19 protein-coding genes are annotated in these 18,555 nt (G+C 39.5%); 14 read left to right on the top strand and 5 right to left on the bottom strand.

The features are described 5' to 3' along the window. The first annotated feature begins 7 nt into the window (after positions 1–7). Positions 8–2,005 carry a polysaccharide lyase family 8 super-sandwich domain-containing protein gene (locus NW213_RS12425; RefSeq protein WP_204392783.1) on the top strand — a complete coding sequence of 666 codons (1,998 nt, stop codon included), beginning with the start codon at positions 8–10 and terminating at the stop codon, positions 2,003–2,005. A 242-nt stretch (positions 2,006–2,247) separates the two neighbouring features. Here the strand turns inward: NW213_RS12425 and NW213_RS12420 are convergent, their stop codons facing one another. Genes NW213_RS12420 through NW213_RS12405 form a run of 4 tightly spaced genes read right to left on the bottom strand, consistent with a single transcriptional unit; the run spans position 2,248 to position 4,705 of the window. Next, positions 2,248–2,829 carry a Maf-like protein gene (locus NW213_RS12420; protein WP_258322960.1) on the bottom strand — a complete coding sequence of 194 codons (582 nt, stop codon included), beginning with the start codon at positions 2,827–2,829 and terminating at the stop codon, positions 2,248–2,250. 21 nt (positions 2,830–2,850) lie between these two features. After that, the gene (locus NW213_RS12415) at positions 2,851–3,369 is read right to left on the bottom strand and encodes an HAD family hydrolase (protein ID WP_204392781.1); all 519 of its coding nucleotides are present in this window, start codon (positions 3,367–3,369) and stop codon (positions 2,851–2,853) included. Next, a complete protein-coding gene (locus NW213_RS12410) occupies positions 3,366–4,172 on the bottom strand; it encodes a Rossmann-like and DUF2520 domain-containing protein (RefSeq protein WP_258322959.1) in 807 nt (268 codons plus the stop codon). The genes NW213_RS12415 and NW213_RS12410 overlap by 4 nt, the downstream gene beginning before the upstream one ends. Beyond that, entirely contained in the window at positions 4,169–4,705 is a 537-nt protein-coding gene (locus tag NW213_RS12405) for a nitroreductase family protein (RefSeq protein WP_258322958.1), read from the bottom strand. The genes NW213_RS12410 and NW213_RS12405 overlap by 4 nt, the downstream gene beginning before the upstream one ends. A gap of 80 nt (positions 4,706–4,785) precedes the next feature. Between NW213_RS12405 and NW213_RS12400 the strand changes: the two genes are divergently transcribed. The 7 genes from NW213_RS12400 (at position 4,786) to NW213_RS12370 (ending at position 11,055) form a co-directional block, all read left to right on the top strand. Then, complete coding sequence (locus NW213_RS12400; RefSeq protein WP_258322957.1) at positions 4,786–5,751, top strand: GNAT family N-acetyltransferase; 966 nt, start codon at positions 4,786–4,788, stop codon at positions 5,749–5,751. A gap of 169 nt (positions 5,752–5,920) precedes the next feature. Then, on the top strand, positions 5,921–6,325 hold the full coding sequence (gene mce, locus NW213_RS12395; protein ID WP_204392775.1) for a methylmalonyl-CoA epimerase: 405 nt from the start codon (positions 5,921–5,923) through the stop codon (positions 6,323–6,325). Between the two features lie 159 nt (positions 6,326–6,484). Next, complete coding sequence (locus NW213_RS12390; RefSeq protein WP_154044645.1) at positions 6,485–8,038, top strand: acyl-CoA carboxylase subunit beta; 1,554 nt, start codon at positions 6,485–6,487, stop codon at positions 8,036–8,038. A gap of 22 nt (positions 8,039–8,060) precedes the next feature. After that, positions 8,061–8,990 carry an OadG family transporter subunit gene (locus NW213_RS12385; protein WP_204392811.1) on the top strand — a complete coding sequence of 310 codons (930 nt, stop codon included), beginning with the start codon at positions 8,061–8,063 and terminating at the stop codon, positions 8,988–8,990. 20 nt (positions 8,991–9,010) lie between these two features. Further along, complete coding sequence (locus NW213_RS12380) at positions 9,011–9,439, top strand: biotin/lipoyl-containing protein (protein ID WP_204392771.1); 429 nt, start codon at positions 9,011–9,013, stop codon at positions 9,437–9,439. Between the two features lies 1 nt (position 9,440). Then, entirely contained in the window at positions 9,441–10,601 is a 1,161-nt protein-coding gene (locus NW213_RS12375; protein WP_235339448.1) for a sodium ion-translocating decarboxylase subunit beta, read from the top strand. Between the two features lie 202 nt (positions 10,602–10,803). Beyond that, positions 10,804–11,055: a cyclomaltodextrinase C-terminal domain-containing protein gene (locus NW213_RS12370; RefSeq protein ID WP_154044642.1), complete on the top strand. Its 252-nt coding sequence runs from the start codon at positions 10,804–10,806 to the stop codon at positions 11,053–11,055. Positions 11,056–11,119: 64 nt separating this feature from the next. On the opposite strand, the gene NW213_RS12365 is transcribed toward NW213_RS12370, so the two are convergent. Continuing rightward, entirely contained in the window at positions 11,120–11,950 is an 831-nt protein-coding gene (locus NW213_RS12365; protein WP_258322956.1) for an alpha/beta hydrolase family protein, read from the bottom strand. 116 nt (positions 11,951–12,066) lie between these two features. On the opposite strand from NW213_RS12365, the gene NW213_RS12360 reads away from it, so the two are divergent. The 6 genes from NW213_RS12360 to NW213_RS12335 all read left to right on the top strand — a co-directional run bounded on the left by NW213_RS12360 (position 12,067) and on the right by NW213_RS12335 (position 18,551). After that, positions 12,067–13,248, top strand: coding sequence for an MFS transporter (locus tag NW213_RS12360; protein WP_258322955.1), 1,182 nt, complete (start codon positions 12,067–12,069; stop codon positions 13,246–13,248). A 170-nt stretch (positions 13,249–13,418) separates the two neighbouring features. After that, on the top strand, positions 13,419–14,054 hold the full coding sequence (locus NW213_RS12355) for a hypothetical protein (RefSeq protein WP_258322954.1): 636 nt from the start codon (positions 13,419–13,421) through the stop codon (positions 14,052–14,054). 163 nt (positions 14,055–14,217) lie between these two features. Next, positions 14,218–14,976 (top strand): tRNA (guanosine(46)-N7)-methyltransferase TrmB, encoded by a 759-nt coding sequence (trmB, locus tag NW213_RS12350; RefSeq protein ID WP_154044638.1) that lies wholly within the window; start codon positions 14,218–14,220, stop codon positions 14,974–14,976. A 76-nt stretch (positions 14,977–15,052) separates the two neighbouring features. Further along, the gene (locus NW213_RS12345) at positions 15,053–16,153 is read left to right on the top strand and encodes an Mrp/NBP35 family ATP-binding protein (RefSeq protein ID WP_154044637.1); all 1,101 of its coding nucleotides are present in this window, start codon (positions 15,053–15,055) and stop codon (positions 16,151–16,153) included. Positions 16,154–16,169: 16 nt separating this feature from the next. Beyond that, positions 16,170–16,733 (top strand): L-threonylcarbamoyladenylate synthase, encoded by a 564-nt coding sequence (locus tag NW213_RS12340; RefSeq protein ID WP_154044658.1) that lies wholly within the window; start codon positions 16,170–16,172, stop codon positions 16,731–16,733. Between the two features lie 21 nt (positions 16,734–16,754). Next, entirely contained in the window at positions 16,755–18,551 is a 1,797-nt protein-coding gene (locus NW213_RS12335) for a chloride channel protein (RefSeq protein ID WP_154044636.1), read from the top strand. The last annotated feature ends 4 nt before the right edge of the window (positions 18,552–18,555 follow it).

The following is an 18,555-nucleotide window of genomic DNA, read 5'->3' as shown; positions in this document are numbered from 1 at the left end:
CTATTATATGGATGTAAGAAATATATTACTAACAATTATATCACTGGCTTTATGTCATAGTGTATGTGCTTCTAATGAAAATAATTTGGATAAAGTGAGGGAAAATTTTGTTACTCTTTCTGCATTCAATTACTCTCCTAATGATAAGGTTACTGACAATTTTATTAAATATTCTGATTATGGAAGGGCTAATGATGTTTTACAGCTTCAATTATACATGTCGGTACATTTACCAGACGTAGAAGTAAATCGTTTGTTTTCTTTGATAAATGAGAATGGCTCTTTTTCAGATATTGATTATACGGACCGAACAAGAGGCAGATGGCAGCCGACTCTACATTTGACTCGTCTCTATTCATTGGTAAAACTTTATGTCTCTCCTTCAAGTAAGTGGTATAAGGATATAAAGATGCATGAAAATATTCACAAGGCTGTAAATTTTTGGATGAAGTTAAAGCCAACCAGTGATAATTGGTGGCATAATGATATTGGTGTACCTCGTAAAATGACAGCTATATTTTTAATGATAAGGGATGAAATTACACCGATGCAGTTAAATGGAGCTTTGGATTTGTTAAAACGATCAGAGTTTGGAAAGACAGGTCAGAACAAAGTATGGCTGGCTGCGAATAACCTCATGAAAGCTCTTTTGATAAACGATGAACAATTGTTGGTTATGTCAAAACAATTTATTGCAGAAGAAATATCTATTTCTGATAAAGAAGGTATTCAAAAGGATTGGTCTTTCCATCAGCATGGTCCACAAATTCAGTTTGGAAACTATGGTCAGACTTATGCTGAGTCGGTCTCATTCTTGTTGGCCGTTTTACAAGGTACTTCTTATGCATTTAGTAAAAAAGAATACGATATTGTTGCTAATTTAATGAAAGAAGGAATATGCTGGAGTGTATTCAAAGGCGTTATGGATCCTAGCTTTTGCGGAAGGCAGGTTTTTAAAGACAGTGGACGTAGTAAGGCTTATTCCGTTGCTGTTGCAGCTCAAAATATGGCTATGGTTGGAGAAAAAGATAGTAGCTTGTTTATTAACATATCAAATGAGAATCTTATGCCTGACAAATATAAGAATACATTGACCGGAGCAAAATATTATTTGTGTTCAGATTGTGGCATTTACCGTACTGAAGACTGGTACGCTTCTATTAGAATGCATTCAGAGAGGACTATTGGTTTTGAATTTACAAATAAAGAAAACACTAATGCTTGGTTCTCTGCAGATGGGGCTCTTTTGATAATGCAGCATGGAAGTGAGTATGATAATATTTTTGCACATTGGGATTGGAGAGCAATACCAGGTATTACCAGTTATGATGATAATAAACCTCTTAAAGTTTCCGATAATAGATACGATAAAGAAAATAAGACAAAACATGTTGGAGGATTAGTGTCTGATCAGATTATGTGTACAACCATGGAATTAAACAGAGATGGGCTACATGCCTTTAAATCAGTCTTTTTCTTTAAAGATTTAGTTGTAGCTTTAGGATCAGATATCTATAGTAATAATAAAGACATTATAGATATAAAAACTTCATTGGAACAAAATAATCTTATTGGTGATGTAAAGTATGGCAAGAAATGGGCTTGGCATGATGGAAGAGGTTATATATTATTAGATCATTCTAGTGCAGCTGATCAGGAGCTTGTTGTAACAGAAGAAATGCAATATGGTAAGTGGGATGCAATAGATCCTTTCTTTAAAAATGATTGGAGTAAAGGAAAAGTCTTCAAATGTATCATTAAACATTGTTTAGATAAAAAATCAGCATATGCATATGCTATATTGCCTAAAAGAACAGCTTCGCAAACAAAAAATATGAGTTTGTGTAACGATATAAAAGTACTTCGTAATGATGATGAGTGTCAATCTGTAGCTTATAAGGAGTATTCTTGTGAGATATGGCATCGTTCGACTAATCCTAGCATAAAAATATATAAGAAGCAGGAACTTATAGCAGAAACATATTTGGATAAGGTAAGTAAATGATTATGCATCTTATAAATATTAATGATTGATTTTCAATGATATTAGATTGATAATTAATTTATAAGATGCTGATATAGTATTTTTATTAATACTATCCAGTAAACCACAGTGATAAATTGCACAATCTTCTTGTCTATTTTATAGAGTCTTTATTTAAAGATAAGAAAGAATAATTTCAATTATATATGTGGTTTACTGGAAACGTATAAGTAAGTTTTGAATTAGTACTTCTTTATTTTTTATCAAATTTCCTTCAACTCCCTATAAAGCCTCTGCACCGGCAACCCCATAACATTGAAATAAGATCCATGTATGCCTGACACTCCGATGAAACCAATCCATTCCTGTATGCCGTATGCACCTGCCTTGTCGTAAGGTTTGTAATTGTCTATATAGAAGTCTATTTCTTCGTCTGTCAGGGTGTCGAAAGTAACATCTGATACTGAACAGAAGCTTTTCTGAAATTCTCGTGTGGTGATGCTTACTCCTGTCATTACCTGGTGGGTGTGTCCGGACAGGATTTTCAACATTCTTACTGCATCTTCCCTGTCTTTGGGTTTTCCAAGTACTTCACCATTGGCATAGACTATTGTGTCTGCTGTTATTACAAGGTCGTTTCCTGCCATGAACGGGCGGTAGGCGGCAGCTTTTATGCGTGATATGAATTCAGGTATTTCACTTCCTTTCAGATGTGGAGGATAACTTTCGTCAACACCTTTTATCAGTTTGACTTCGTAATTGATGCCCAAACCGGAGAGGAGTTCGCGGCGGCGTGGCGAGTTTGATGCCAGAATAATATTGTATTTCTTTAGATTGTCTAACATACGTTTTTGAGTTTTTGAATTTTACCATCCGAATGCTTCTTCATGTGACATCCATTTTCCTTGTGCGCGCAGTACTTGCTCTATCACGTCACGGCCGCAGCCTTGACCTCCGGCACGATGGGAAATGTATTTGCATATGGCTTTTATGTCTGGTGCGGCGTCAGCCGGGCAGCAAGGGAGACCTACGAGGCGGAGTACTTCATAGTCGGGTATGTCGTCGCCCATATAAAGTACTTCTTCCGGTTTGAGGTCGTATTTTTTTATCAATTCGTTGTATTCCTTTGTCTTTACGGAAGCTCCCATGCATACGTCTTTCACTCCGAGTCCTTCAAATCTTAATCTGACGGCTTCGGTGTGTCCGCCGGTGATTATTGCTATATGTAATCCGCATTTTACGGCGAACTGTATGGCGTATCCGTCTTTGATATTTATCATGCGCATAGGTTCTCCGTTTGGATGGAGAGGTACGGTATCGCCACTTAAAACTCCGTCAACATCGAAGAACAGTGCCTTGATTTTTGTAAGATCGTAGTCTATCATATTTTGTTCGTATTATAATTGTGTATGCTTTTGCTGATAAGTTTGTATAGCTCCGCTATGTCGGGTTCATCTTTAAGCATTTCAAGATGGCTGTCCATGATGTTGCGGTCGTCTCTTTGGGCTGGGCCTGTCTGGGCTGATACCGGAGATAAATGGTGTACCTTTTCGGCTGTCTCGTCTATCAATGGCAGCATAGCGCTGAATGGCAGGGCGTGGGATGAAAGAAGATGTTCGCAGATGGAATACATATGGTTGCTGAAATTACATGCGAAAACAGCTGATATGTGCAGGTATTTTCTTTGTTCGGATGAGGCTTCGAATACATGGCTGCTCAACAGTGAGGCTGTCTTGATGAGTAAATCTGTGTCTTCTTTACTGTTTGCCTCTACAAAGAAGTGTACATTATTAAAATCTACTTTTCTCTGCTTGCTGAATGTCTGCATTGGATATAGCACGCCATATCTGGCTGTAAGTCCTTTCCAGATATTGATGGAAACGCTTCCGGCAGTATGTACAAACAAGGCATTGGGATTGCATTTCACTAGCTGTGGAAGTATTGTTTCGAGTACAGAGTCTTTGAGTGATACTATGTAGATGTCTGCATCACTGTCTGTCGATGTTATATCTGTAGTGTAGGGGCAACCTATACTTTCTGCCAGTTCTTTGGCTGATTCCTGAGTCCTGCTGTAGATCATTTTTATATGGCATCCGGCTTCGTGGAATGCTTTTCCAAGATGTGTAGCTACGTTGCCGGCTCCAATCATTACTATTGAAGGATGTTTTTCTGAATATTCCACTGTCATTTTCCTCCGTATTTGTTGATGTGTATTTTCTCCCATTGCAGATGCGACTCGTCGAAAGGTTTTCTTTCCATTCCTTTATGTCCTATGGCGATGATGGATAGAGCCTGTAGCTGTAGTGGCAGGTCCAATACTTCGTGTACGTATTCGTTTGATGGAATGCCGCTTGCCGTAAATCTTTCGCGCAACTGTACCCAGCAACTTCCAAGTCCGAGGTCCTCTGCCTGCAGCTGTATCATGATGGATGCTATTGATGCGTCTTCAATCCATACATCGCTCGCCATGGGATCGGCTGTTACGACTATTGCCAATGCGGCATCTTTTATGAACGATGAACTTGCTTCCTTGCAGTATGAAAGTTTTTCAAGTATTTCCTTGTCGTCAACTACGATGAACTGCCAGCAGTTGGTTCGTTTGGATGTTGGTGACATGAGTGCTGCTTTGAGCAGTGTGACTACTTCTTCCTGAGTGAGTTCCTGTGGAGTAAATTTGCGCATACTGCGCCTTGATTTTATGAGGTCGTTGAAATTTTTCATATGTGAAAATTTAAAATGATAGTCACAAATATATGATTTTCGTTTTAAAGGCTGAAACTTTTTATGTAAATTTGCGATATATGGCAATACGTTTGGTTACATATGAACACTCTGAAACGTTGCCTCAGCTTCCTGGGAAGAACGTCTTTCATTCGGTAGGCCTGTTTAGGATTCTTGAACGGACATCCGGATATACTCCTTTTATGCTTGTGGCCTTTGATGGGGACAGACCTATAGGTAAATTATTGTGTGTAATCAGAAAGTCTTGGTTTATAAGGGAGTGTGTTATATATGATACTGGTGAGTATTTTGATACGGATATTAAGCATGACCTGATTTTCGATGAACTTCTTTCGTACTTTACAGCCCGGAACAAGGATAATTTTTTTCTGATAGAGTTCAGAAACTTGACAGAACCGCTTTTCGGATACCGTTATTTCAGGAAGAACGGATATTTCCCTATAAAACGTTTGAGGGTGATTAATTCCATTCATCACACAACTTTGGATAAGTGGATGGGGGCTTCAAGAAAACGACAGATACAGCAGGCTTTGAAAAACGGTGCTGTAATGAGAGTTGCAGAAAACAAACAGCAGGTTCAAGGACTTTTCAGAATGCTGAAAAACTATTATTCTTCGAAAGTGTTCAAATATTTTCCCGGAGTGGATTTCTTTACGTCTTTACTGGAACTTGGTGAGGAATGCGGAGAGATGGGAAAAATATTTACAGTCTCATATAATGGTAAGATTATTGGAGGCTCGTGTTGTCTGTTCTCTGACGATACGGCATTTCTGCTGTTTTCCGGTGGAATGCGCAAGAGTTATCCTTCGCTATATCCCGGTGTGTTGGCTGTATGGAATGCTATGCTGTATTCAAGGGAGAAGGGGTATAGTCATTTTGAGTTTATTGATGCCGGACTTCCTTTTAAAAAATACGGATACCGTGATTTTATATTGAGGTTTGGAGGCAAGCAATTGAGTACCCGCCGGTGGTATAGACTGAAATGGAAATGGCTGAATAGGATAATGGAAAAGATATATGTTTGATATAACAGTCGATTGCAAAGTTAAGTTTCCAAAATCAAAGTTCAGACGTTATAAAAAAGTAATAAGGATAAATATTTACTGAAAAAGTTTCGTATTTTAATCCAAATTTCTTTTCTTTGTCTTATAGAATTTATCAACTTTAATTTAATATCAAAAAAACAACATCATTATGAAAATATCTCATATTGAACATTTGGGCATTGCTGTAAACAGTATCGAAGAAGCCTTGCCATACTATGAAAATGTATTGGGATTGAAATGTTATAACATCGAAACAGTAGAAGACCAGAAAGTTAGAACTGCATTCCTGAAATGTGGTGAAACAAAAATAGAGCTTCTTGAACCGACAGGTCCTGAAAGTACAATAGCTAAATTTATTGAGAATAGAGGAATGGGTGTACATCATGTGGCTTTTGCCATTGAAGATGGTGTAGCAAATGCTTTGGCTGATGCCGAAGGTAAAGGAATCCGCCTTATAGATAAGGCTCCACGTAAGGGAGCGGAAAACCTTAATATCGCTTTTCTTCATCCGAAATCAACAATGGGGGTTTTGACAGAACTTTGTGAAAAATGAAAATTCGGAAGAAAGTGATGCTTGATGTAAGTTTTCTATAATATATAGTTGAAGAGTCAGTTTGCATATTTAATATGTAAGCCGACTCTTCAATTTGTATTGTATGGAATATCGCTAATCCGACTAATGTTATTATAAACTTTAAAAATACTTATAACTATGAGTAATCAATTGGAAAAAGTAAAGGAGCTTATTGAGTTACGTGCCCAGGCTCGTTTGGGCGGTGGCGAAAAAGCTATTGAAAAACAGCACGCTAAAGGTAAATATACAGCACGTGAACGTATCTCTATGTTGCTTGATGAAGGCAGCTTTGAAGAACTGGATATGTTCGTAAAACACCGTTGTACAAACTTCGGAATGGACAAGAAACATTATCTTGGCGACGGTGTCGTTACCGGTTACGGTACTATAGAAGGACGATTGGTATATGTATTTGCACAGGATTTCACTGTGTCTGCAGGTTCGCTGTCTGAAACAATGTCGCAGAAAATATGTAAGGTGATGGATATGGCCATGAAAATGGGTGCTCCATGTATCGGACTTAATGACTCGGGTGGTGCACGTATCCAGGAAGGTATAAACGCTTTGGCCGGTTATGCCGAAATTTTCCAGCGCAATATTCTTGCTTCGGGTGTCATTCCTCAGATTTCCGGTATCTTCGGTCCTTGTGCCGGCGGTGCTGTTTATTCTCCTGCTTTGACTGACTTTACTCTTATGATGGAAGGTACATCTTATATGTTCCTAACAGGTCCTAAGGTTGTCAAGACAGTGACTGGTGAGGATGTGTCACAGGAAGACCTTGGCGGTGCTAGCGTACACTCAACACGTTCCGGAGTTACTCATTTCACTGCTTCTACAGAAGAAGAAGGTCTGGCATTGATCCGTAAACTTCTGAGCTATATTCCTCAGAACAACCTTGAAGAGGCTCCATATGTAGATTGTACAGACCCAATTGACCGTCTGGAAGATTCTCTTAACGAGATTATCCCTGACAGCGCGAACAAGGCTTACGATATGTACGAAGTTATCGGTGCTATTGTAGATAATGGTGAGTTCCTTGAAGTTCAGAGAGACTTTGCAAAGAATATCATTATCGGTTTTGCACGTTTCAACGGACAGTCTGTAGGTATTGTTGCCAATCAGCCTAAATTCCTTGCAGGTGTGCTTGACTGCAATGCGTCACGTAAGGGAGCACGTTTCGTTCGTTTCTGCGACGCTTTCAATATTCCTATTGTTTCGCTTGTTGACGTTCCTGGATTCTTGCCTGGTACTGGTCAGGAATACAATGCGGTTATTCTTCATGGAGCTAAATTGCTTTATGCATACGGTGAGGCTACAGTGCCTAAGGTTACTATCACATTGCGTAAGTCGTATGGTGGTTCACACATCGTGATGAGCTGTAAGCAGTTGCGCGGTGATATGAACTATGCATGGCCTACTGCCGAAATTGCCGTGATGGGTGGTGCAGGTGCAGTAGAAGTGCTTTATGCTAAAGAAGCCAAGGAAGCTGAAGATCCTAAGGCATTTATGGCTGAAAAAGAAGCTGAATACACTAAACTGTTTGCTAATCCTTATAATGCTGCAAAATATGGTTATATCGATGACGTGATTGAGCCTCGTAATACCCGTTTCCGCATTATACGTGCATTGCAGCAGTTGCAGACCAAGAAACTTACTAATCCGTCGAAGAAACACGGTAATATTCCTTTGTAATAAATTAAAATCTGAAAATATGATGAGAAAACTTAATATCGGAATGTTCCTTTCTTTGATGCTGTTGGTGGCTTTTTCGTCCTGCAAGGAACAAAAGCCTAACAATAAGGTAGTCATCAATGAAGTGCTTGTCGATAATCAGAGTAACTTCCAGGATGATTACGGATTGCACAGCGGATGGATAGAAATATTCAACAAATCGTATAGCAGCGCCGATTTGGCAGGATGCTTGCTCCGTGTAAGCTCACAGCCGGGTGATACTGCCACTTATTTTATTCCAAAAGGTGATGTGTTGACTCTTTTGAAACCTCGCCAACACACATTGTTTTGGGCGGACGGTGCACCGCGTCGTGGTACTTTCCACACAAATTTTGTTTTGAGCAAAACAAACGAAAACTGGATTGGACTTTATGATTCTGGCAAGAAGCTTCTTGATCAGGTTATTGTTCCGGCAGGTGTACTTAAAGAAAACTATTCGTATGCCCGTGTGAGCGATGGCTTGAACGAATGGGAAGTGAAGGATGACAGTGCCGAGAAATATGTTACACCTAGCACAAACAACAAGACTATAGAAAGTAATCCTAAAATGGATAAGTTCGAACAGCACGATCCTGTTGGTGTGGGTATGGCGATTTCGGCTATGGCAGTCGTATTTATAGGTCTGATTCTGCTTTATATTTGCTTTAAGTTTGTCGGTAAGGCTGCAATTGCTTTGCGTAAGCGTAACGCTATGAAAGCACAGAATGTGACAGACCATAAGGAAGCTAAGGAAATGAAACTAGGTGAAGCTCCAGGAGAAGTTATTGCCGCGATATCTATGGCATTGCACGAAGCTCAGGGTGCTGATCACGATGTGGAAGAAACTATCCTTACAATAAGCCGCGTAAAACGCAGTTACTCGCCATGGAGTTCTAAGATTTATACTTTGCGTGAAACTCCGAACAAGAAATAACTTTGATAAAATTTAATCGTATGAAAGAATATAAATATAAGATAAACGGTAACTTATATAAGGTTACTGTTGGAGATATACAAGACAACAATGTAAAGGTAGAAGTTAATGGAACTTCATATACCGTAGAACTGGAAAAATCAGCAACACCTAAAATCAAGCCGGTAGTTCGTACAGCAGCTACTACTCCTGCCGCTCCGCCACCTGCAGTGTCTCGTCCTGTTGTAGCTGGAAGCAAATCAGGAATCAAATCTCCTCTGCCAGGAGTAATTCTTGATATAAAGGTAAAGGAAGGCGATACTGTAAAACGTGGTCAGACTTTGCTCGTTCTTGAAGCAATGAAGATGGAAAATGATATCAAGTCCGACCGTGACGGTAAAGTTACTTCTATCAAAGTAAGTAAAGGTGAATCTATTCTTGAAGGTACTGACCTTATAATTGTTGAATGATATGGGAGAATTTGTTAGTTTTTTGCAGAATAATCTGGCAGATTTCTGGACATATACCGGCTTTTTCAATGCTACTCCTCAGCATCTGATAATGATATTGGTCGGCATATTCTTCATATATCTGGCAGTTGCGAAGGAATTTGAGCCTATGTTGCTGATTCCTATAGGTTTCGGTATTTTGGTTGGTAATATTCCTTTCAATATGGAAGCTGGTCTTAAGGTTGGTCTTTATGAGGAAGGCTCTGTACTTAACATTTTATATCAAGGTGTAACTTCTGGATGGTATCCGCCTCTTATTTTCTTGGGTATCGGCGCCATGACAGACTTCTCAGCCTTGATATCAAATCCAAAACTGATGCTTATCGGTGCTGCCGCACAGTTTGGTATATTCGGAGCATATATGCTTGCGTTAGAATTCGGTTTCGACCCTATGCAGGCAGCTGCTATCGGTATTATCGGTGGTGCGGACGGTCCGACAGCCATCTTCCTTTCATCCAAACTGGCTCCTAACCTGATGGGTGCGATTGCGGTTTCGGCATATTCTTACATGGCTCTCGTCCCTGTGATTCAGCCGCCTATCATGCGTCTGCTCACAACAAAGAAAGAACGTCTTATCCGTATGAAAGCTCCTCGTGCCGTTTCGCATACAGAAAAGGTGATGTTCCCTATAGTAGGTCTGTTGCTAACATGTTTCCTTGTACCTTCAGGTCTTCCATTGTTGGGAATGTTGTTCTTCGGTAACCTGTTGAAGGAAAGTGGAGTTACACGTCGTCTTGCAGAGACTGCCCGCGGTCCGCTGATTGATACTATCACTATCCTGTTGGGACTTACAGTTGGTGCATCTACTCAGGCTTCTGAGTTCCTGACTCGTGATTCAATCTTTATTTTTGCACTTGGTGCTTTGTCATTTATCATAGCAACAGCTTCAGGTGTATTGTTCGTCAAGTTCTTCAATTTGTTCCTGAAGAAAGACAATAAGATTAATCCGCTTATCGGTAATGCCGGAGTATCGGCCGTACCTGATTCAGCGCGTATATCTCAGATTGTAGGTTTGGAATATGATCCAAGCAACTATTTGTTGATGCATGCAATGGGTCCTAACGTAGCAGGTGTTATCGGATCGGCTGTAGCTGCCGGTATCTTGCTCGGATTCCTGATCTAAAACGTATATAATCAACGGTTTAAAATAAAAACAGGCAGACTGCTTTATGTGTAGTTTGCCTGTTTTTTATGTTTGTAAAGATTATAATTAATTGATATATATCAAAAAGTTGTTTGATTAAGTATTTTTTAGCAGGACCGTTTTTAACCGAATTGTAATATTGAAATATCTTTGCGCCCGAATTAAACTAAACAACTAAATTATGACAACAAAAAGAACTGTAAAGTATCATGTTCCTCAGCAGGGACTTTATGTTTATGCACGTACAGAGGAAGGTAGAACAGAACTTATTGTTTTAAACAGCACAGACAACGAGCAGATCCTAATGAATAACCATTTTAAAGGACTTGTGAATGAAAGTGTTATGGGGAGAGAAATTGCCAGCGGAAAGACAATTGATTTGACTGAGAATATTGTTATTCCGGCTCGCAAGTCAGTTATCATAGAATGCTGATAACAAAAGAGCTTATAGAAAAAGCGATGGACAATTTAGTGATTTTAGTCCATCGCTTTTTTTATTATTTTGATTTGTATCCTTTAAAGAATTTACTGAAATAAAGCCATTGGTATTCTATTGAATTGTTCCAATATTTGCTGTCGTGAGCTCCTGGACGAGTGATATAATCGTGGTTTATTCCGCGTTTCAGTAATTCCGCGTGTAGATTATTGTTTACTTCAAAGAAAAAATCACTTGTTCCGCAATCGAAAATTATTGCAAGGTCACCATTGTTGATTTTATCCAATTGCGTGATAACAGTATGGTTGTCCCAAACTTCCTTGTTTGTGTCGCGTTCTCCCAATTGCTTTTTCATTTCCCAGTTGTTTGGAAAAGGTCGTATGTCAACGCCGCCACTTGTTGCTCCTCCTCCTCCGAATATGTCTTTATGCCTTATTGATAGCCATAGTCCTCCATGACCTCCCATGCTTAATCCGGTAATTGCTCTTCCATTCCTGTTTTTCACAGTACAGTAATTAGAGTCAATATAATTCACCAGTTCTTTCGATACAAAAGTCTCGAACTGGCTGTCCTGATTAGTGGGGCTATCCCAGTACCAGCTGTTTTCACCGTCCGGACAAACTACTATTATTCCATCCTTGTCTGCCATTTCAGGAAGCTCAGGCTTTATGTTTATCCATGTACGGGCATTTCCGCTATATCCATGTAGCAGATACAATGTCGGACATTCCTGATGGTTGATAGCTTTGTCGGGTACTATTACAACTACTTCGATTTCCTTATTCATTTTTTCACTTTTTACACTCAATGTGTCAATTCGTGCTGCATACAAATGTATAGGCGCTATAAATGCAGCCAGTATTATCAGGCGTTTAAAGATTTTGTTTATCATAAATATTAATATTTTTTCTTTGTAAAGTTAACACTAATTTTTCTATAAATGCGTTTGATTATATTTTTTCTGTTGTTATGTGTATTTGATGATTTATTTTTGTATAAGTTTGCAGCATGAAAAAGAAACTGATAGAGAATGAAGGTATTCCTGGCTATCTGCTATTGATATTGGCGATAATTTCAGGATTGGCTGTGGCTAATTTATATTATAACCAGCCGTTGTTAAACGACATTTGTCGTGATTTGAAGGTTAGTGAGTTTACTGCAAATCTTATCCCTATGGTGACTCAAATAGGATATGCCTGCGGTTTGTTGTTTATAATTCCATTGGGCGATTTATACAACAGGCGCAATATCATTGTGGTGAATTTTTCGTTACTTTCTCTTTCTATGGTATCAATTGCCCTGTCAGGAAATATTGGACTTGTCTTGGCTTCGTCATTAATTACTGGTATTTGTTCTGTAATGCCTCAGATATTCATACCTATAGCGTCACAGTTTTCGAAGCCGGAACATAAATCGAAGAATGTAGGTGTATTGGTGAGTGGACTTCTTACTGGAATCCTAGGTTCAAGAGTCATAAGCGGCATTGTAGGAGAGTATTGGGGATGGCGTACCATGTATTATATTGCTGCAGTAATAATGTTCGTTTGTATCTTTGTGGTTGTTAGGGTTATTCCTGATATGACAGTCAATTACAAAGGAACATATAAAGATTTGATGCAGTCATTGATGAAAATTTTCAGGCAGCGTCCTGATATAAGGCTTTCTTCTTTACGTGCGGGATTGTGCTTCGGAAGTTTCCTTTGTCTGTGGGCTTGTCTGGCTTTCAAATTAAGCGGTGCACCTTTGTATGCAGGCAATAATGTGATTGGTATGATGGGACTGTGTGGTGTTGCAGGAGCATTGACGGCATCTCTTGTTGGACGTTATGTTCGTATATTGGGAGTTAAAAGACTTAATTATATCGGATGTATAATAATTATTGTGGCGTGGGGGATAATGTATTTCTTGCAGAATACCTATACCGGATTTATAGTCGGAATAATGCTCATGGATGTAGGTATGCAGTGCGTACAATTGAGTAACCAGACCTATGTCCTGACTTCTGTTCCCAATGCTTCAAACAGAGTTAATACCATATTTATGACAACCTATTTTGTAGGCGGTGCTTTAGGTACGTTCCTGGCAGGATCATTCTGGCACTACATGCAATGGACCGGCGTTGTTATGGTTGGCATTTCATTGACAATTGTCTCACTTCTTATAACCCGCTTTGCAAAGGTTTTGCAATAGAATAGTTTTGTATTTACTTTGATTTATAAATATACATAGGCTTTCGCTGTTCTAAATGTTATTTTAACGCTGAATAATTTATCTTTTTTATTAAATAAAAAGATATCAGTTGGAAAATGTAAATTAAAATCTTATATTTGTAATCAAAGTATTATTTAAACTAATTTATTATGGAAGCACAGAAGAAGATTTCGGTGATGAATGTTCTCTCAGAGGGAATTTCATTGGGTATGAAGAACTCGGTATCATTGTTGGTGGCAACGGTTTTGTGGATAGTTACTATATGGATACCATATTTAAATGTGGGTACTACCATTGCCATGACTACTATTCCTATTGAATTGAGTAAAGGCAAAGTGATATCTCCGGTATTTATTTTTGACAGTAAGTATCGTAAATTTATGGGAGAGTATTTCACCCTGTTAGGCTTGATGGCTATGGCTATCATTCCAGCTTTCTTCTTCATGGTTATTCCGGCTATTGTAATTTCTATAGGATGGTCTTTGGCAATATACATATTGTTGGATAAGGGAGTGGCTCCCGGCGAGGCTATGGTTCAGAGTAATAAGGCAACATATGGATATAAGTGGACTATTTTTGGTGTGCAATTTGTTTTAGGTCTGATATATGGTATATTATCAGCTATATTTGGCCTTATACCAATATTGGGAGTTTTGCTGATGTTGTGTTTGGTTATTGCATATGTAATTATATCAATGGGATGTACCGCTGTAATCTATCGTAACCTGGTAATTGAAGAATCTCCTGCAGAACCACAGACAGAAGATACTCAGGTTCAGGAATAACAGTTATATATTAGATAATTAAAAAACGATAAGGCAGATGACTGTTTTTCAGTTGTCTGCCTTTATTGTGTTTTTATTAGGCTTTAAAATTTTCCGGTTATCTGTTTTGTTGTCAAATCCGTTGAAAAGAATTACATTTGCATTGTAAAAGATTTTATTCAACATGGGAAAAGGAAAACTGGCTAAATTTGCAGATATGGCGGAATATCCGCATGTGTTCGAATATCCGTATTCGGTGGTTGATGAAGTGAACTTTGAAATGAAGGGCAACTGGAACCGTGATTTCTTCAAAAATGATAATCCTATCGTTTTGGAATTGGGTTGTGGTAGAGGTGAATATACCGTAGGATTGGCAAGACGATATTCAGACAAGAATTTTATCGGGGTTGATATAAAGGGGGCACGTATGTGGACAGGAGCAACAGAGGCTCTTAACGAAGGATTGAAAAATGCGGCTTTCCTGCGTACCAATATAGAAATTATAGACCGTTTCTTCGCACCTGGCGAGGTTAGCGAAATATGGCTTACATTTTCCGATCCGCAGATGAAGAAGGCTACAAAGCGTCTTACATCTACTTATTTCATGGAAAGATACAGGAAATTCCTTGTCCCGGGTGGAATCGTACATCTTAAAACAGACAGTAACTTCATGTTTACATATACCAAATATATGATAGAAGCCAATAACTTGCCTGTAGAGTTTATCACTGACGACCTTTATCATTCGGGTATGGATGATGATATTCTAAGCATTCGTACATATTACGAACAGCAGTGGCTTGACAGAGGTTTGAATATCAAGTATATCAAGTTCAGATTGCCTCAGGAAGGTGAACTGAAGGAACCGGACGTGGAAATAGAACTTGATGATTACAGAAGTTATAACCGCAGCAAAAGAAGTGGTCTGAAGACAAGTAAATAAGATTTTCTATAAATAACTATATAGGCGTTTAAATGGTTTTTAAATACTGTTTAAACGATGTTTAAATAAAAAATATATGACACTATATCCAAAATTAATTCTTGACGCGCTTTCAACAGTGCGTTATCCGGGAAACGGAAAAAATATTGTTGAAGCCGAAATGGTGGCAGACAATCTTCGTATTGACGGAATGAAGGTTAGCTTTTCTATTATTTTTGAAAAGCCTACAGATCCGTTTATGAAATCAGTAGTCAAATCGGCTGAAACAGCTATCCATACATACGTTTCTAAAGAAGTAGAAGTTACAATCACCACTGAAAGTAAGCAGGCGGCACGTCCTGAACCTGGTAAACTCCTTCCACAGGTGAAAAATGTTATTGCAGTGTCATCCGGTAAGGGTGGTGTAGGTAAGTCAACTGTAGCGGCAAACCTAGCTGTAGCTCTATCGAAATTGGGATACAAGGTTGGATTACTTGATGCCGATATATTCGGTCCTTCCGTACCTAAAATGTTTCAGGTGGAAGACGCTCGTCCATATGCAGAAGAAGTTGGCGGACGTGATTTGATTGTACCGGTGGAAAAGTACGGTATCGAACTTTTGTCTATAGGATTTTTCGTCAGTCCTGAGCAGGCCACACTTTGGCGTGGAGCTATGGCAAGTAATGCCTTGAAACAGCTTGTAGGCGATGCCAAGTGGGGGGAACTTGACTATTTCGTTCTTGACACTCCTCCGGGAACAAGCGATATTCATCTTACTCTATTGCAGAACTTGGCCATAACAGGTGCAGTGATAGTAAGTACACCTCAGGAAGTCGCATTGGCCGATGCGCGCAAGGGTATAAACATGTATCAGAATGATAAGGTGAATGTACCTATTCTTGGTCTGGTGGAAAATATGGCCTGGTTTACTCCTGCCGAACTTCCTGAAAACAAGTATTATCTGTTCGGAAAGGAAGGAACAAAGAGACTTGCAGAAGAACTGAATGTTCCTTTGTTGGGACAGATTCCTATCGTACAGAGCATTTGCGAAGGTGGAGACAACGGTACTCCTGTAGCTCTCAATGAGGATTCTATAACAGGCCAGGCATTTATAGAACTTGCCAAGAATGTGGTGGAGCAGACAGAAAAGCGTAATGCGGAAATGGCTCCGACACAGATAGTTCAGACACACAAATAATTATATTGGGCTTATGATGAACGATGAAATTAAAAAGGCATGCGACGTCATGTACAAAGGTGGAGTTATTCTATATCCTACAGATACAGTGTGGGGTATAGGTTGCGACGCCACAAATGAAGAAGCGGTAAAGAAAGTTTTCGAAATTAAACGCAGGGCAGACAGCAAAGCTATGCTGGTGCTTGTAGATAGTCCTGTAAAAGTGGAATCTTATGTAAGCGATGTTCCTAGTGTAGCATGGGATCTTATAGATATGACTACAAAACCGCTTACTATAATTTACGACGGAGCCAGAAATCTGGCACCTAATCTTATTGCAGAAGACGGCAGTGTGGGTATAAGGGTTACATCAGAGGAATTTTCAAAACAGCTGTGTTTCAGATTCAAGAAAGCTATTGTTTCTACATCTGCGAATATAAGCGGTCAGCCTGCACCGGCTGTGTTCAGTGAAATAAGCGAGGAAATAAAGAATGCGGTTGACTACATCGTAGATTACAGAAGAGATGAGACCGGTCCTGCAAAACCTTCAAGTATAATAAAGCTCGGAAAGGGTGGTACTGTAAAAGTTATCAGAGAATAGTTGATATAAATTTGCTGGAGAATGAAGACTAAGGAAAAATTTTCTTTTTTGCAGAGTTTTCTAAAGTGGAGAGAAAAGCATATCACCGATAAGCAGTTCATACTCATACTTAGTTTCCTGGTAGGTATCTTTACTGCTCTGGCTGCTTTTGTCCTGAAATTCCTTGTAGAGTATATAAAGGAATTCCTTACTGAAAACTTTGATACAACAGGTGCCAACTGGCTGTATCTGGTCTATCCGGTAGCCGGAATTTTCATAACCGGACTGTTCATCAGATATATTGTTCGCGATGATATCAGTCATGGTGTGACTAAGATTTTGTATGCCATTTCGCGTCGTCAGAGTAGGATAAAGGGACATAATGTATGGTCGTCCGTATGTGCGTCAGCAATAACCATCGGTTGTGGTGGATCTGTCGGTGCCGAGGCGCCTATAGTCCTTACCGGTTCTGCCATAGGTTCTAATCTTGGAAGCATGTTCCGTATGGATCATAAGACTCTTATGTTGCTTTTAGGTTGCGGTGCCGCAGGCGCTGTGTCAGGAATATTCAAGGCACCTATAGCCGGACTGGTGTTTACGCTTGAAGTTCTTATGTTCGACCTGACAATGGCTTCTTTGTTGCCATTGCTGATTTCAAGTGTCACGGCGGCATGTATGTCTTATCTGCTCACAGGAACAGAGGCTATGTTCCAGTTTACACTTGACTATCCTTTTGCCCTTGAGCGTATTCCATACGCTATAGCGTTGGGAGTGTTCTGCGGCTTGATAGCATGGTATTTCACACGTTCCATGAACTGGATAGAGAATATTTTCAGACGATTCTCAAGTCCTTACTCCAAGTTTGTACTTGGCGGTATAATGCTTAGTGTGCTGATATTCCTTTTCCCGCCTCTGTACGGTGAAGGTTATGACACTATTTCACTTCTTCTTAACGGAACGTCGAGCGCCGAATGGGATACGGTGATGAATAATTCATTGTTCTATGGACACAGTAGTCTTTTAGTGGTATATCTGTTGCTTATCATCCTGTTCAAGGTATTTGCTTCAAGTGCGACCAATGGTGGTGGAGGATGCGGTGGTATATTTGCACCAAGTCTGTTCCTGGGATGTATAGCCGGATTTGTATTTTCGCATTTATGCAATGAATTCAATATAGGAAGTACGTATATACCTGAGAAAAACTTTGCTCTTATGGGTATGGCTGGACTTATGTCCGGGGTTATGCATGCGCCGCTTACCGGTGTATTCCTGATTGCCGAACTTACCGGAGGATACGGATTGTTCCTTCCGCTTATGATAGTTTCGGTTTTTGCATACCTCACCATTAAGGTGTTCGAGCCACACAGTATCTATTCCATGCGTCTGGCAAAGAAAGGTGAACTTATCACACATCACAAGGACAAGGCTGTGCTTACAATGATGAATATAGAGAGCATAATGGAAACAGATTTCCTTACCGTAAAGCCTGAAATGGATTTGGGACAGATGGTGAAGGTTATCTCAAAATCCAGCAGAAACATGTTCCCTGTGATAGATGCCAATGACGAGCTCATAGGAATAGTCAATCTTGACGACATAAGAAATATAATGTTCCGTCAGGAGTTGTATCACAGATATACTGTGGAAAGTTTTATGACTGTTCCGAAGGCAAAACTTGTCACCACGGATTCCATGGAAGAGGTGATGGAGAAATTCGATTCTACAAAGGCCTGGAATCTTCCGGTAGTGGATGAGGATAATAAATATAAAGGATTTGTTTCAAAGTCGAAGATGCTTAACACTTACCGTCAGGTGCTTGTTGACTTCTCGGCAGAATAAACTT

It is taken from the genome of Bacteroides sp. ET336, assembly GCF_024733815.1.
In the GTDB taxonomy this organism is placed as follows: domain Bacteria; phylum Bacteroidota; class Bacteroidia; order Bacteroidales; family Bacteroidaceae; genus Phocaeicola; species Phocaeicola cellulolyticus.
The sequence above is the reverse complement of the archived record's forward strand: the minus strand, read 5'-3'. Positions and strand labels throughout refer to the sequence as shown.